At 66.0% G+C, this 13,531-nt stretch carries 13 protein-coding genes; 7 read left to right on the top strand and 6 right to left on the bottom strand.

Translation table 11 applies throughout. From position 1 onward, the window contains the following. Positions 1 to 77 precede the first annotated feature (77 nt). From purM to APT59_RS06690, 3 genes are read left to right on the top strand one after another with little or no spacing between them, the layout of a single operon-like run. Complete coding sequence (purM, locus tag APT59_RS06700) at positions 78 to 1,139, top strand: phosphoribosylformylglycinamidine cyclo-ligase (protein ID WP_059314147.1); 1,062 nt, start codon at positions 78 to 80, stop codon at positions 1,137 to 1,139. After that, positions 1,136 to 1,804 (top strand): phosphoribosylglycinamide formyltransferase, encoded by a 669-nt coding sequence (purN, locus tag APT59_RS06695; RefSeq protein ID WP_059314146.1) that lies wholly within the window; start codon positions 1,136 to 1,138, stop codon positions 1,802 to 1,804. Before purM ends, purN begins: the two co-directional genes overlap by 4 nt. 15 nt (positions 1,805 to 1,819) lie before the next feature. Next, complete coding sequence (locus APT59_RS06690) at positions 1,820 to 2,533, top strand: DUF3108 domain-containing protein (RefSeq protein ID WP_059314145.1); 714 nt, start codon at positions 1,820 to 1,822, stop codon at positions 2,531 to 2,533. A gap of 61 nt (positions 2,534 to 2,594) precedes the next feature. On the opposite strand, the gene APT59_RS06685 is transcribed toward APT59_RS06690, so the two are convergent. Beyond that, entirely contained in the window at positions 2,595 to 3,077 is a 483-nt protein-coding gene (locus APT59_RS06685) for a GNAT family N-acetyltransferase (RefSeq protein WP_237140575.1), read from the bottom strand. Positions 3,078 to 3,252: 175 nt separating this feature from the next. Between APT59_RS06685 and APT59_RS06680 the strand changes: the two genes are divergently transcribed. Further along, positions 3,253 to 3,432 carry a hypothetical protein gene (locus tag APT59_RS06680; protein WP_017638952.1) on the top strand — a complete coding sequence of 60 codons (180 nt, stop codon included), beginning with the start codon at positions 3,253 to 3,255 and terminating at the stop codon, positions 3,430 to 3,432. A gap of 320 nt (positions 3,433 to 3,752) precedes the next feature. On the opposite strand, the gene APT59_RS06675 is transcribed toward APT59_RS06680, so the two are convergent. From APT59_RS06675 to APT59_RS06665, 3 genes are read right to left on the bottom strand one after another with little or no spacing between them, the layout of a single operon-like run. After that, entirely contained in the window at positions 3,753 to 5,978 is a 2,226-nt protein-coding gene (locus APT59_RS06675) for a xanthine dehydrogenase family protein molybdopterin-binding subunit (protein WP_059314144.1), read from the bottom strand. Beyond that, positions 5,975 to 6,961 carry an FAD binding domain-containing protein gene (locus tag APT59_RS06670; RefSeq protein WP_059314143.1) on the bottom strand — a complete coding sequence of 329 codons (987 nt, stop codon included), beginning with the start codon at positions 6,959 to 6,961 and terminating at the stop codon, positions 5,975 to 5,977. Before APT59_RS06670 ends, APT59_RS06675 begins: the two co-directional genes overlap by 4 nt. Next, positions 6,958 to 7,488, bottom strand: coding sequence for a (2Fe-2S)-binding protein (locus APT59_RS06665; protein WP_059314142.1), 531 nt, complete (start codon positions 7,486 to 7,488; stop codon positions 6,958 to 6,960). The genes APT59_RS06670 and APT59_RS06665 overlap by 4 nt, the downstream gene beginning before the upstream one ends. Positions 7,489 to 7,806: 318 nt before the next feature. Here APT59_RS06665 and paoA point away from each other — a divergent pair, with 318 nt between their 5' ends. Genes paoA through APT59_RS06650 form a run of 3 tightly spaced genes read left to right on the top strand, consistent with a single transcriptional unit; the run spans position 7,807 to position 11,685 of the window. After that, positions 7,807 to 8,475 carry an aldehyde dehydrogenase iron-sulfur subunit PaoA gene (gene paoA, locus APT59_RS06660; RefSeq protein ID WP_059314141.1) on the top strand — a complete coding sequence of 223 codons (669 nt, stop codon included), beginning with the start codon at positions 7,807 to 7,809 and terminating at the stop codon, positions 8,473 to 8,475. Continuing rightward, positions 8,472 to 9,452, top strand: coding sequence for an FAD binding domain-containing protein (locus tag APT59_RS06655; protein WP_059314140.1), 981 nt, complete (start codon positions 8,472 to 8,474; stop codon positions 9,450 to 9,452). The genes paoA and APT59_RS06655 overlap by 4 nt, the downstream gene beginning before the upstream one ends. Positions 9,453 to 9,462: 10 nt before the next feature. Then, positions 9,463 to 11,685, top strand: a complete 2,223-nt coding sequence (locus APT59_RS06650; RefSeq protein ID WP_059314139.1) for a xanthine dehydrogenase family protein molybdopterin-binding subunit — start codon at positions 9,463 to 9,465, stop codon at positions 11,683 to 11,685. A gap of 18 nt (positions 11,686 to 11,703) precedes the next feature. Here APT59_RS06650 and APT59_RS06645 read toward each other — a convergent pair whose 3' ends face one another. Both APT59_RS06645 and APT59_RS06640 read right to left on the bottom strand, forming a co-directional pair. Continuing rightward, a complete protein-coding gene (locus tag APT59_RS06645; RefSeq protein ID WP_059314138.1) occupies positions 11,704 to 12,600 on the bottom strand; it encodes a DMT family transporter in 897 nt (298 codons plus the stop codon). A gap of 22 nt (positions 12,601 to 12,622) precedes the next feature. Then, positions 12,623 to 13,525, bottom strand: a complete 903-nt coding sequence (locus tag APT59_RS06640) for a DMT family transporter (protein ID WP_059314137.1) — start codon at positions 13,523 to 13,525, stop codon at positions 12,623 to 12,625. Between the last annotated feature and the right edge of the window lie 6 nt (positions 13,526 to 13,531).

The raw sequence follows: 13,531 nt of genomic DNA, 5'->3' as shown, positions 1-13,531 counted from the left end.
CTTCTGGTAAAATCGCCCGCCTCATTGCCGGCTGGCGCCAGCCGGCTCGTTTCGCCATTAGCCAAAGGCCAGGATTCATGAGCAAACAACCCCAGCTGAGCTACAAGGACGCCGGTGTAGACATCGACGCCGGTGAGGCTCTGGTAGAACGCATCAAGGGCGTCGCCAAGCGCACCGCCCGCCCGGAAGTCATGGGCGGCCTGGGGGGCTTTGGTGCCCTGTGCGAGATCCCGGCAGGCTATCGCCAGCCGGTACTGGTCTCCGGCACCGACGGCGTCGGCACCAAGCTGCGTCTGGCCATGAACCTGGCCAAGCACGACAGCATCGGCATCGACCTGGTGGCCATGTGCGTCAACGACCTGGTGGTCTGCGGTGCCGAACCGCTGTTCTTCCTCGACTACTACGCCACCGGCAAGCTCAATGTCGATGTCGCCGCCCAGGTGGTGACCGGCATCGGCACCGGTTGCGAACAGGCTGGCTGCTCCCTGGTGGGTGGCGAGACCGCCGAGATGCCCGGCATGTACGAAGGCGAAGACTACGACCTGGCCGGCTTCTGCGTCGGCGTGGTGGAAAAGTCCGAGATCATCGACGGTTCCAAGGTCGCCACCGGCGACGCCCTGATCGCCCTGCCCTCCTCCGGCCCGCACTCCAACGGCTATTCGCTGATCCGCAAGATCATCGAGGTAGCCGGCGCCGACATCGAGAACATCCAGCTCGACGGCCAGCCGCTGACCGAACTGCTGATGGCGCCCACCCGCATCTATGTGAAGCCGCTGCTCAAGCTGATCAAGGAGACCGGTGCGGTCAAGGCCATGGCCCACATCACCGGCGGCGGTCTCCTGGACAACATCCCGCGCGTGCTGCCCGAGGGTGCCCAGGCGGTGGTGGACGTGGCCAGCTGGCAGCGTCCGGCGGTGTTCGACTGGCTGCAGCAGCAGGGCAACGTCGATGAGACCGAGATGCACCGTGTACTGAACTGCGGTGTCGGCATGGTCATCTGCGTGGCCCAGGATCAGGTAGAAGGCGCCCTGCAGGTGCTGCGTGCCGAGGGCGAGCAGCCCTGGGTGATCGGCCGTATCGAGCAGGCCGCCGAGGGCGCCGACCAGGTCGTACTGAACAATCTGAAACAGCACGGATGAGCCCTGCCGACTGCGCCGTGGTGGTGCTCATCTCCGGCCACGGCAGCAACCTGCAAGCTCTGATCGACGCTGCGACACCGCCCGTGCGGATCGCGGCGGTGATCGCCAACCGCGCCGAGGCCTATGGCCTGGAGCGGGCCCGTCAGGCCGGGATCGCCACCCAGGTGATCGACCACCGCGAGCATGGCGATCGTGACAGCTTCGATGCGGCCCTGGCGGCCGCCATCGACGCCCAGGGCGCCGACTTGGTGGTCCTGGCCGGCTTCATGCGCATCCTCACGCCGACCTTCGTGCGGCGCTACCAGGGCCGCCTGCTCAATATCCATCCCTCGCTGCTGCCGCTGTACAAGGGGCTGCATACCCATCAACGGGCCCTCGACGCTGGCGATGCCTGGCATGGCTGCAGCGTGCACTTCGTCACCGAAGAACTGGATGGCGGTCCCGTCGTCCTGCAGTCACGGGTGCCGGTCCTGGCGGAAGATACGGCGGAGAGCCTGGCAACACGGGTACACGCCGCCGAGCACCTCCTTTATCCTGTGGCGGTGCGGTTGTTCGCCGAAGGTCGTCTGCGGCTGGGTACCCTGGGTGCCGAGCTCGATGGCCAGGCGCTGCCGCCTACCGGGGCCACGCTGCCGTCGCTGACGGTCGCGGCCTCCCTTTCCTGATCCAAGGAGAAACTGATGCGACGTCTGTTGTTCCTATTGGCCACCCTCTGCAGTGCCTCGGCCTTCGCCTTCGACCTGCAGCCCTTCACGGCCAGCTACACCGCCGACTGGAAGCAGATGCCGGTCAGCGGCTCCGCCGAACGCTCGCTGGAGAAAGAAGCCGATGGTCGCTGGGAGCTGAAGTTCGAAGCCTCCATGCTGGTCGCCGGCCTCAATGAGTCCAGCACCTTCCGCCGCGAGGGCGAAGCCTTCCTGCCGGATACCTACCAATACAAGCGCAGCGGATTGGGCAAGAGCCGCGAGAGCGAACTGACCTTCGACTGGGCCGCCAAGAAGGTTACCGGCAAGGACAAGGACGATCCGGTCAGCCTGACCCTGGATCGTGGTCTGCTGGACAAGTCGACTTACCAGCTCAAGCTGCAGCAGGACGTCGCCGACGGCAAGAAGAGCATGAGCTACCAGATCGTCGACGGTGACAGCATCGACACCTATGACTTCCGCGTCATCGGTCCGGAGCGCATCCGCACTCCGCTAGGTCTGTTCGATGCCATCAAGGTGGAGCGCGTGCGTGATCCCACCAAGAGCAGCCGCAAGACCGAACTGTGGTTCGCCAAGGATTGGGACTACCTGCTGGTGCGTCTCTACCAGCAGGAGAGCGACGGCAAGGAATACCAGACCAGCCTCAAGGAAGGCTCGGTCAACGGGCGCACGGTGAAAGGCGCCAACTGATCCTGGTCGCAATGATGACGCCCTCTTCGGAGGGCGTTTTTTTGCCTAGGGTCAGCGCTCATCAGGTAGCTTCGACATGCTGCTCGACGCTGCGGCTCTTCTCGTAGCGCACGTCGGTGCCCTGCAACTGAGCGACGTGGCGCCAACCCTGCGCCTGATAGAAAGCATTGGCCCTCACCGAGGGCGCTCCGTCGGTGACCAGCCAGATGAGGGCATGCTGGCGAAACAGCGCGGTCTCAGCCGCGGCCAACAGGCGAGCGCCGAAACCCTGGGCTTGCCATTCGGGTCTGACAAACAGGGCGAAGACCTCTCCCGCCACCAGATCGACCAGACTGAAGCCCACCACCTCGCCATCCACCTCCACTACCCAGGCACAGGGCGCAGCAGCCAGCAGTTCAGCGATCGATGCCGGGGTTATACCCAGGTCAGCGAGCTGTTCCCGAGTCAGGACATTGTCGGTAACCGCAAGCCGGACGGCGAACAGAGCCTCTACATCGGCCAAGGTGGCAAGCCGCAGCTGGGCAGAGCAAGCAGTAGGTGTCACGAAGGATTCCAGACATCGGCGACAGAGCGATGGCCTGATGACAGCAAGGTGCGCGACAGATTGTCGCAGAAGTTGTAACGACTTGTTGCCGAGATACGCCTTGGTCCTGAAGCGAAACGCTCTAGTATGGGCTTCAAGCCCTGCCGTAGTGCGGGCTCGACCAAGGAGATACAACATGACCATTACCGTAACCGAACGTGACGAAGACCATATGTCCCGCGAAGCCCGTGGCCTGGGCATGCATCTGTGGGACGTGAAACAGGAAGGGGAATTGGTCGGTGTCTACCAGAGCGAAGCGGATGCCCTGGAGTATAAAGAGCAAATCGAACATGACGGCGCGTCGCACGCCGAGTGATCGAATAGCGGTTTACTGACTGCCTGAAAAAGGCCCGTCTCTTGGAGGCGGGCCTTTTTCGTTGCCGGAGCTTGGGTGTTGGGCTTCGCTGCGCTCAGCGCCAACCTACGGTAGCCTCCGTAGGTTGGGTTGAGACGGTCCCATCGTCGAAGCGCAACAGCATGGACACAGCACGACCTGTTGGGCTTCGCTGTGCTCAGCGCCAACCTACGGTAGCCTCCGTAGGTTGGGTTGAGACGGCTCCACCGTCGACGCCCAACGCAGCGGACTCGACCGCAAAGCGTCGGGCTTCGTCACGCTCCACCCCTCTACAGCCGAGCCTAGTGCAGCAGCTCGTCGGCGAAGACCTTGTCCAGGGTGATGGGCAGATCCCGCACCCGCTTGCCGGTGGCGTGGAAGATGGCGTTAGCGATGGCCGGCGCTACGCCGACGATGCCGATCTCGCCGATGCCCTTGGCGCCCAGCGGATTGACGATCTCGTCGTGTTCCTCGACGAAGATCACGTCCAGCTGATGAACATCGGCCTGCACCGGGAAGTGGTACTCGGCGAGGCTGTGATTCATCCAGCGGCCTTCGGTGGTGTCCATCATCCCCTCTTCCTGCAGGCCCATGCCAATGCCCCAGACGATGCCACCGGCTACTTGGTTCTCGCCGGTCTTGAGGTTGAGGATACGGCCTGCGGCTACGGCCGTGACCACGCGGCTGACCTGAACGCTGCCGAAGTCCTCGTCCACCTTGACCTCAACGAACACCGCCGAGTGGGTACCGGTGGCGTAGTTGTCGCGCTCTTCTGCCGGCTCGGCGCTGGCCAGGGTCTCCATGGACGCCGAACCGGACGCCTTGAGGATGGCGGTGAAGTCGACGCGCTGGGCAGGATCGGTCTTGAGGCTGATGCCGCCGTCGGCGAATACCACCTGCTCCAGTTCGGCCTTGGCCAGCGGCGAGTCGTCCATCTCCTTGGCCGCATCCAGCAGTTGCTGGCGCAACTGGTCGCAGGCCAGCTTCACGGCGGTGCCTACCGAAGACACGGTAAAGGAACCGCCTTCGAGGGGGGCCTTGGGCAGGGTGGAATCGCCTAGCTTGAAGGTCACCTTGTCCAGCGGCAGCCCGAGGTTCTCGGCGGCGATCTGGGTCATCACCGTATAGGTACCGGTGCCGATATCGGCCGTGGCACTGGCCACCACCAGACTGCCGTCGATGTTCATCACGGCCTTGGCCGTGGCCGGTTGCTGCATGGCCTCCCAGACCCCGGTCGCCATGCCCCAGCCGACCAGTTGATTGCCATCACGCATGGAACGTGGCGCCATACTGCGCTGCTCCCAGCCGAAACGCTCGGCGGCCTGGCGATAGCATTCCAGCAGTTCCTTGCTGGAGTAGGGTTTGTCCTTGGCCGGATCGACATCGGTGAAGTTGCGGATGCGCAGCTCCAACGGATCGATGTCAGCAGCATAGGCCAGTTCGTCCATGGCACTTTCCAGCGCATAGACGCCCAGTACAGCGCCCGGTGCGCGCATGTCCAGCGGGGTGTAGACGTCCAGCGCGGCCAGCTGGTAGGCCAGCTTGACGTTGGGGCAGGCATAGAGCGACGCCGACCAGACCAGCACCATTTCGGTGAAGTCTTCGAAGCGCGAGGTAATGCCCAGGGCGCTGTGGTCGATGGCCTGCAGCTTGCCGTCGCTGTCGCAGGCCAGCTTGACCTGCTGATAGGTCTCGGGGCGATAGCCGAAGGTGAACATCTGCTGGCGCGTCAGGGTGACCCGTACCGAGCGCTTGAGCTGCAAGGCGGCCATGGTCGCCAGGACCAGCTGGTACTGCGGACGCAGGCCGGAACCAAAGGCGCCGCCAACGAAGGGCGAGATGACCTTCACGTCGCCTTCGCCCAGACCGAAGATGCTGCTGACGAACTGGGCGCTGTTCTGCACGCCCTGGGTCTTGTCGTGCACCGTCAGCTTGCCGTCCTTGTGGTAGATGACCGTCGAGGCGTGCATCTCCATGGGGTTATGGAATTCCGCCGCGGAGTGGTATTCGGCTTCGATACGAGTGGGCGCCGCGGCCCAGGCTGCCGGGGCGTTACCACGATTTTCCGGCAGTTCCATGGGCGCTTCGTGGGCCTGATCGCGGGCCTGGGCCAGGTCGGTAGCGTGCTCCTCTTCGCTGTATTGGGCACGGATCAGCGAGGCGGCGTGGCGCGCGGCCTCGAAGGTGTCAGCCACTACCAACGCGATGGGCTGGCCACTGTAGAGGATGCGGTCGTTGTACAGCGGCCGAAAGGGCTTGCCATCGGCCGCGTCCATGTCGGTGTAGCTTTCGTCATAGCTGGCCATCTTGGGACGATTGAGGTGGCTGAGCACCTCGACGACACCCGGCTGGGCCAGGGCTTCGCTGACATCCAGATCGAGCAAACGCCCCTTGGTGATGGTGGCGTTGACCACGAAGCCAAAGGCCAGATCCGGCACGCTGAATTCGCCGGCGTAGAGGGCCTTACCGGTGACCTTGAGCGGACCATCGACGCGGGGAACGGCTTTTTGCAGATGGACGACGGTCATTGCAGGGTACCTCCGGCGGCTTCGGTAAGGGCGCGAACGATGGCGCGCCGGGCCAGTTCGATCTTGAAGCTGTTGTGGGCGAAGCCTTCGGCGCCTTGCAGCAAGCGATCGGCCAGTTGACCGAAGGCTGCCTTGTCCGCGACCTGGCCAACCAGAGCCTGCTCGGCCTCCGGCAGGCGCCAGGGCTTATGGGCCACGCCACCCAGGGCGACACGCACCTGCTTGATGCGCTCGCCGTCCAGTTCCAGGGCTGCCGCCACCGAGACCAGGGCGAAGGCATAGGAGGCGCGGTCGCGAATCTTCAGGTAGGCGCTGTGGGCAGCCAGGCTTTCCGCCGGCAGGGTCACGGCGGTGATGAGTTCGTCGGCCTCAAGGTTGGTGTCGCGCTCCGGGGTGTCGCCGGGCAGGCGGTGGAAATCGGCGAAGTCGATGACGCGATCACCCTGGGGCCCGCTTACCTCGACCTTGGCCTGTAGGGCGGCCAGGGCCACGCACATGTCCGAGGGGTGAGTGGCGATGCACTGCTCGCTGTGGCCCAGGATGGCATGGATGCGATTCTGCCCCTCGCGGGCGCCGCAGCCGGAGCCCGGCTCGCGCTTGTTGCAGGGCGTGCCTACGTCATAGAAGTAGTAGCAGCGGGTGCGCTGCAAGAGGTTGCCACCGGTGGAGGCCATGTTGCGCAGCTGCGGTGAGGCGCCGGCGAGGATGGCCTTGGCCAGTAGTGGGTAACGACGCTGCACCTCGGGGTGGTAGGCCACCTCGGCATTCTTGACCAGGGCGCCGATGCGCAGGCCACCTTCGGGGGTTGCCTCGACCTCACGCAAGGGCAGGCCGTTGACGTCGATCAGCTGCGTGGGACGCTCGACGTTTTCCTTCATCAGGTCCAGCAGGTTGGTACCCCCGGCGATGAAATGGGTCTGGGGCCCATGCTGGCGGATGGCGTCGGGCACGGCGTTGGGCTTGGCATAACCGAAGCGGTTCATTCGCGGCCCTCCCCTTGCTGGCAGGCCGGGCGCGCACGCTCGATGGCGGCGCGGATGTTGCGATAGGCGCCGCAACGGCAAAGGTTACCGCTCATCTGCTCGGCTACCTCGGCCTCACTCTGGGCATGGCCTTCCTTGAGCATGCCGATGGCCGAACAGATCTGGCCAGGGGTGCAATAGCCACATTGGAAGGCGTCTTCGGCGACGAAGGCCTCCTGCATGGGATGCAGCTGGTCGCCCTGGGCCAAGCCTTCGATGGTGGTGACTTCGGCGCCATCCTGCATGACCGCCAGGGCCAGGCAGCTATTGATGCGGGTACCGTTGACCAGCACCGTGCAGGCGCCGCATTGGCCGTGATCGCAACCCTTCTTGGTGCCGGTCAGGTCGAGGTGATCGCGCAGGAGATCGAGCAGGGTGGTCCAGGGCTCGACGGCCAGCTGCAACTGCTTGCCGTTGAGGGTCAGGGCGATGGTATGGGACTCGGGTTCGGCCAGGGGCTGAACCTGGCGCGCGGGGGTGGCGTTCATGGCGGACCTCACGGTTAAAGCCGCGGGGTGCAGGTGCCCCCGTGGTCGGAATAGGTGGTGGCAGCGAAAGGCCACCTCAGGTAAGGGACCGACGCCGACCGGAAGCGGTTCAGCACCCCTGCCCAGTGGTATTCAACGTCACGTTGAGGTCTGCTCAGCGAAGCGGTCCGAGGCGCCAGCCAGAGCCCTTTTCCGCCGCCTGGACACATCTGGTATGGCGACCTTGTCCGATGGTGCGCCAGCGCCCTGAACCCCCTTGGCGGCACGGTAGTCATCAGAACTCCCGTGATATGCCCCCCCAACGATGAGAATCCAACCATGGCTTCCGACTCCAATGCTCGCTGGCGCCTGTCGCGGCGCCAGTTCCTCGGCACCTCCGCGGTGCTGGTGGCGACCAGCGCCATTCCCGGCTACACCTTTGCCCAGGCCAGCGGTGGCGCGCCCCTGACACCCCAGGCCATTGCTGCCCGCCTGCCGCAGCTGCTGCCGCTGACGCTGCAGATCAATGGCGAGGCGCGCAGGCTCAAGGTCGACAGCCGCACCACCCTGCTCGATGCCCTGCGCGAGAACCTGCACCTCACGGGCACCAAGAAGGGCTGCGACCATGGCCAGTGCGGCGCCTGCACGGTGCTGGTGAACGGCCAGCGCATCAACAGCTGCCTGAGCCTGGCGGCCATGCACGAAGGCGATACCATCACCACCATCGAGGGCCTGGGCAACGCCGAGCGCCTGCATCCCATGCAAGCCGCCTTCCTGGCCAAGGACGGCTTCCAGTGCGGCTATTGCACGCCTGGGCAGATCTGCTCGGCGGTGGCCTTGCTCGACGAGGTCAAGGCCGGCATGCCCAGCCATGTCTCGGCGCGCCTCGATGGCCCCATGCGGCTGAGCGAGGAAGAGATCCGCGAGCGCATGAGTGGCAACCTCTGTCGCTGCAGCGCCTATCCCAACATCGTCGCGGCCATCCAGATGGCGGGGGGCCAGGCATGAGAGTCTTCGACTATCGGCGTGTCCAGAACGAGGCCGACGCCAGCCGCCAGGGCGTCCAGGCAGGCAGTCGCTTCATCGCTGGCGGCACCAACCTGCTGGATCTGATGAAGCTGGAGATCGAGACGCCCAGCCAGGTGCTGGACATCAATCGCCTGGCGCTGGATCAGATCCGCGCCACCGAGGACGGCGGCCTGCGCATCGGTACCCTGGTGCGCAATTCCACCCTGGCTGCCGATGCGCGGGTACGGGAGCGCTATCCGGTGCTGTCGCGCGCCCTGCTGGCCGGCGCCTCGGCGCAGCTACGCAACAAGGCCACCACCGGCGGCAATCTGCTGCAGCGCACTCGTTGCTCCTATTTCTACAACACTGCGATGCCCTGCAATAAACGCCAGCCCGGCAGTGGCTGTGCGGCCCTGGGCGGCTTCAATCGGATGAACGCGGTGCTCGGTGCCAGCGACCAGTGCATCGCCGTGCACCCCTCCGACATGGCGGTGGCCATGCGCGTACTGGACGCGATGGTGGAAACCCGCGAAGCCAATGGCCGCACCCGCCGCATCCCCCTCGCCGACTTCCATCGCCTGCCCGGTGACACCCCGCAGATCGAGACGGTGCTGCAACCCGGCGAACTCATCACCGCCGTGACCCTGCCACCGCCACCGCCTGGTATCCAGGTGTATCGCAAGGTGCGCGACCGTGCCTCCTATGCCTTCGCCCTCGTGTCCATGGCGGCCATCGTCGAGTTCGACGGCACGCGCATCCGCAGCGGTCGCGCCGCCTTCGGCGGTCTGGCGCACAAGCCCTGGCGCGTGGCGGCGGCCGATCAGGCCTTTGCCGGCCAGGCGGCGGACGGTGACCTGGCCGGGGTGGGCGATGCCCTACTCGCCGGCGCCCGTGGCTATGGCCACAACGATTTCAAACTCGAGCTGACCCGCCGCGTCCTGCGCGCTGGCGTGGCCGATGCCCGTCAACAGGCCTGAGGACAGCAGCATGGAAATGAACGAACCCGTTGGCCGCAACCTGATCGACGAGAATCGGAGCGGCCTGATCGGCAAGCCCATCGATCGCGTCGACGGCCTGCTCAAGGTCACCGGCCAGGCGCCCTACAGCTTCGAGTTCCGCAATGATCGCGTGGCCTATGGCTTTATCGTCGGGGCCACCATCGCCAAGGGCCGCATCGCTCGACTGGACACCTCCGCCGCCGAAAGCGCGCCGGGCGTGCTCAGCGTCCTGACCTACCGCAACGCCCCGCGCCAGGCGGCTCGCGAGCCAGACAACAACAGCCGCTTCAGCCGGCCCAAGCCCTACCTGGACAGCGATCAGGTGCGTTACTTCGGCGAACCGGTGGCCTTCGTGGTGGCCGAGACCTTCGAGGAGGCACGCCTGGCGGCGGCCCTGGTGGAGATCGACTACGCCACCGAACCGGGCGCCTTCGATCTGGCCGCCAACCTCGGCCAGGCGGTGAAGCCACCGGATGGCGACCAGCCCACCGACACCGCCTCGGGCGATGTCGACGCCGCCTTCGCCCGGGCACCGGTCAAGCTCGACGAGCGCTATACCACGCCCTACCACATCCATGCGCAGATGGAGCCCCACGCCAGCCTCGCCCAGTGGGACGGCGACCGGGTGACCATCTACTGCTCCACCCAGTTCGTCGAGCAGGCACAGAGTTGCGTGGCCAATACCTTGCAACTGCCCAAGGAGAACGTCCGCATCGTGGCGCGCTACATCGGCGGCGGTTTCGGCGGCAAGCTGCCGATCTATGCCGATGCCCTGATCGGCGCCATGGCCGCCCGGGCTATCGGCCGACCGGTCAAGGTCACCCTCACCCGCCAGCAGATGTTCCAGATCACCGACCACCGTTCGGCCACCGTGCAGCGGATCCGCCTGGGCGCCGACCGGGATGGCCGCCTTCTGGCCATGGCCCACGAGGGCTGGTCCCACTCGGCCCGCGGCCTCACCTACTACGAACCCACGGGGCTGTCCTCGCGCACCCTCTATGCCGGCGACGATCGCCTGGTGGCGCACCGCATGGTCGAACTGGACCTGCCCGAATCCGGCTCCTGCCGCGCGCCTGGCGAAGCCGTGGGCATGCTCGCCAGCGAAAGCGCCATGGACGAATTGGCCGCGATGCTCGATCTCGATCCCATCGAGCTGCGCCTGCGCAACGAGCCCAGCCAGGACCCGGAAAAGCACATCCCCTTCTCCGCCCGCAAGCTGGTGGACTGCATGCAGGACGGCGCCCGCCGCTTTGGCTGGAACAAGCGCAGTGCCAAGCCCGGCCAGATGCGCGACGGTGACTGGCTGATCGGGATGGGCATGGCCGCAGCCAGTCGCGCCAACATGCTCAGGCCCTCCCAGGCCGGCGTGCGGCTGGAAGCCGATGGCACGGCCACGGTCAAGACCTCCATGACCGACATCGGCACCGGGACCTACACCATCCTGGCGCAGATCGCCGGCGAGTCGCTCGGGCTGCCGGTGGAGCGGGTCAAGGTCCTGCTGGGAGACAGCGACGACCCCGCGGGTGCGGGCTCCGGTGGCTCCTTTGGCGCGGCCAGTTCCGGCTCCTCGGTGTATGTCGCCTGTGAGAACCTGCGCCTGAAGGCCGCAGAGGCGGCCGGGCTGGATCCGGCCAGTGCCCGCTTCGTCGGCGGGCGGCTGATTGCCGACAACGGCAGTCGCGACCTTGCCGAGCTGGCCCGGGAACACGATCTCCAGGCCATCGGCGAGATCAAGCCGGGGCAGACCCTCAAGGACTATTCCCAGCAGGCCTACGGCGCTTTCTTCGCTGAAGTCGGGGTGCACGCCATCACCGGCGAGATCCGTCTAAGGCGCATGCTCGGGGTGTTCGCCGCCGGCCGCATTCTCAACGAGAAGACCGCCCACTCGCAGATGTTGGGCGGCATGATCTGGGGCGTTGGCAGCGCTCTGCACGAAGAGGGGGTGATCGATACCCGCCATGGCCACTTCGTCAACCATGACTTGGCCGACTACCACTATCCCTGTCACCTGGACATCCCCGCCATCGAGGCCCACTTCCTGCCGGAGCTGGACGCCAAGGCCAATCCGCTGAAGATCAAGGGCGTGGGTGAGCTGGGCATCTGCGGTGCCGGCGCGTCCCTTGCCAATGCCGTCTACAACGCCTGCGGGGTGCGCATCCGCGACTATCCGCTGACGGTGGACAAGGTGCTGGCCGGACTCAAGACGGCCTAGTGGCAGGCGGCGCGCTCTTCAGCGCGCCGCCTTCGCTCCTGAGCGCGTCGCCAGGAGCACTCCGCCGATGGCGATCACCATGGCGACCCAGGCCAGCGGCGGCAGGGTTTCGCCGAGCAGCAGCCAGGCGGTCAAGGCCGCGCCCGGCGGGACGCAGAAGAACAGCGCGCTGACCCGTGCCGCCTCGCCAGCGCGAATCATCCACACCAGCAGGCTGATGGCCAGCAGCGAATTGGCCAGCACCAGATAGGCCAGGGCGCCGATGAAGGCGGGCGCCCAGTGCACCGGCGTGTGCTCGAACAGCAGCGCCAGAGGTGCGCAACACACCAGACCGACGCTGTACTGCACCAGGTTATTGGTGACCGGATGCTGGGCGACACCCAGGCGTTTCTCGTAGAGCACCGCGCTGGTCATGCCCAGCAAGGCGCCTACCGCCAGGCAGATGCCGGAAAGGGTTTCCACGGCGACGCTGGCCCGCGCCAGGATCACCCCGATCGCGCCCAGCAGGCCCAGGGCGAGGCCCAGCCACTGCAGCGGCGCCACCCGCTCGCCCACCAGCAAGGGCGCGCCCAAGGCGACCAGGATCGGCTGCAGCGACGCCACCATGGCGACCACGTTGGCCGAGGCGCCCATCACCAGGGCACCGTAGCTCATGCCGAAATAGACCCCCTGGATCAGAAAGCCCACGACCGCCAGATTCGCCCACTCCCGGCGCGTGCGCGGCAAGGGCGGACGCAGGATCAGAAAGGCGACCAACAGCACGCTGAACGCCAACCCATAACGCATCGCCAGCAGGGTGAAGGGCGGTGCATAGGCCAGGCCCACCTTGGAGACGGCGAAACCGGCGGACCACAGGGCCAGGAACACCAGCGGGATGAGGCGCAACAGCCAGGGGTGGGTGGAGGTAGCAGGCATCGGATTCTCGGGACCAGGCGAGTCAGCGGGGGGCCGTTCGCGAGCGGGAAGGATAGCTGACGATCAGCAGACCGCAGAGCACCAGGGCCGCACCGACGAGAAAGCCTGCCCCGAGTGTCTCGCCCAGCAGCCAGACCCCCATCAGCACGCCGAACAGGGGCGTCAGCAGGGTCAGCACCCCCAGCGGGGCAGCGCGATAGCGACTGAGCAGCACGAACCAGCCCAGCAGACTGATGCCGGCGACGATGAACACCTGGAACGCCAGACTCGACCAGGCCAGGGAGTCGAGTCCCGACAGGTTCAGCCGCTTGCCCAGTGGCAGGGCCAGCGCCAGCAGCACCACTCCAGTCACCCCAAGCTGATAGAACAGGGTGCGCAAGGGCGGCGCCTCGGCCAGAGCGCTGCGGCGGATCAGCACCGTGGTAGCCCCCCAGCAGGCGCCACCGACCAGGCCGATCAGATCGCCTTGCCAGCTCGCCCCACCGCTTGGCTGGCCGATCAGGAAGGCGCAGACCACGCCGACACCCGCCAATACGACGCCCAACCACTGACGCAACGACAGTCGCTCGCCCGGTACCAACCAGTGCAGGCCACAGGCGGCGAACAGCGGCGCCGTGTAGATGAACACCACCATGTGCGCGGCGCTGGTGTAGTTCAGGCCCACCGCCATGCACAGGAACTCCATGGCGAACAACGAACCGGCGAGCAGGCCGGGAACCAGGGTCTGGTCCCGGCCCAGACAGCGGATGCCGCGCCAGCGTGCCAGGCCATAGAGCAACCCGGCCGCCAGCAGCGAGCGCCAGCCGATCTGCAGCAACGGGTCGACCTGTTCGGCGATGGCCTTGATCGCCGTCTGTTGCAGGCCCCAGACCAGGCAAAGCACCAGCATCACCAGCACAGCGGGGAGATCGAGCTCCTTGCGCATGAGCGT

It is taken from the genome of Pseudomonas oryzihabitans (genome assembly GCF_001518815.1).
Taxonomy (GTDB): domain Bacteria; phylum Pseudomonadota; class Gammaproteobacteria; order Pseudomonadales; family Pseudomonadaceae; genus Chryseomonas; species Chryseomonas oryzihabitans_E.
The sequence above is the reverse complement of the archived record's forward strand: the minus strand, read 5'-3'. Positions and strand labels throughout refer to the sequence as shown.